The following is a 1,524-nucleotide window of genomic DNA, read 5'->3' on the forward strand; positions in this document are numbered from 1 at the left end:
CTGGCCCATTGCGCCAGGTTGGCCGCGTGGTCGCTGGCGCGCAGCGTCGGGTCCATGTCCTCGTCCTGGCTGGTGGCGCCGCACCAGATGCCGCCCGCGCCGTCGCTCATCGCGTAGCCGAGGCCGGCCACCGGGAGGCGAGGCGCGGGCGCGGGGCTCAGGTGGCTCAACTGGCCGCGCTGTCTCGTCAGCGGAATTTCCGGGGCCAGGTCTTGCAGCAAGACCTGGCCCTCATGGCCACCGGCGAGCACGACCAGCGGCGCCCCGGCGATCTCGGCGCCACTGGCGTCCAGCAGCTGCCAGCCCTCGGCGCCGCGGCGCAGTGCGGCGACTTTCACTGTCAGCAGGCGGGCCTGCGAGGCACCCAGCATGGCCTGGACATAGGCCCCGGGTGGCAGCGCGCCGCCTTGCGGGTAGAACCAGGCCGGCGAGCCCGGCGGCAGGCCCGACAGCGCGGCAGCGGCTTCCCGGTCCAGCGCCTGCACGTAGTCCGGGGGCAGGCCCAGCGCGTCGATCTGTGCCTGCATCTGCGCGCGGTCGCGCTGATGCTCCAGCCGCAGCAGGCCCTGCTGCCACCAGGGCAGCCTGGGGCCGAGTTCGCGCAGCAGGCGCGCCGTGGCCAGCGCGGCGGCGCGGTTGAAGCGGGCGTGGACGCCGTCGTCGGGGTTGAGCGTGCCGTGGAACAGGCCGCCAGGGTTGCCGGAGCTGCCCTGGGCCGGCGCCGGATGGGCATCGACGACGGTCACGGACACGCCCTGGCGCTTCAATGCCAGCGCGCAGGCCGCGCCCGCCAGGCCCGCGCCGATGATCAGCGCGCTGCGCGCATCGGGGGCGAGTGGCAGGCGCGCCGCCGGCCGCTGCGGGCGGTAGCGCGGCTGGTGTCGGCCGACCAGCATGCCACCCTTGTTGGCGAAGCCGCGCTGGCGCTCGAACTCGAAGCCGGCGGCGCCTGAGGCCTCGCGGACGGACGGGGCGCAGCTCCAGGTCGCGACAGTGGCCTGCGGCGCGGCGCGGCGGCCCAGCGCCTGCAGCAGTTGCCCATCCCACATCTCCGGATTGCGCGCCGGCGCGAAGCCGTCGAGATAGAAGGCGTCGATGTCGTCGGCCAGCAATTCGCCGCGCAGCCAGCGCCGCACGTCGCCGAAGGCGAGCAGCAGGCGGACACGGCCGTCCTCGAAATCCAGGCCATGCAGGTCCGGTGTCAGCGGCGGCCAGGCCTGCACCAGCTGCGCTGCCAATCCAGGCAGCGGTGAGGCGGCGTGCGCGCGCTGCAGGTCCTCGCGGCGCAGCGGGTGCTTCTCGATGCTGACGAACACCAGCTGCTCGCAGCGCTGCGGATCGGCGCGCCAGGCGTCCCAGCTGGCGAGGAAGTTGTTGCCCAGGCCGAAGCCGGTTTCCAGGATCACGAAGCGGCGCCGGCCGGCCCAGCGCTGCAGCAGGGCGTTGCCGCCGAGGAAGACGTGGCGGGCTTGTTCGACGGCGCCGGCGCGGGAGTGGTAGACGTCGCCGTACTCCGGGGCGGCG

Annotated in this window: 1 protein-coding gene; it reads right to left on the reverse strand. The window is 74.4% G+C overall.

All coding sequences use genetic code 11. The features are described 5' to 3' along the window. The coding region (gene mnmD, locus B0W88_RS31685; protein WP_077038399.1) for a tRNA (5-methylaminomethyl-2-thiouridine)(34)-methyltransferase MnmD at positions 1 to 1,524 on the reverse strand (1,524 nt) is incomplete at both ends.

The sequence above is a fragment of the Pelomonas sp. KK5 genome (genome assembly GCF_001984095.1).
Classification (GTDB): domain Bacteria; phylum Pseudomonadota; class Gammaproteobacteria; order Burkholderiales; family Burkholderiaceae_C; genus KK5.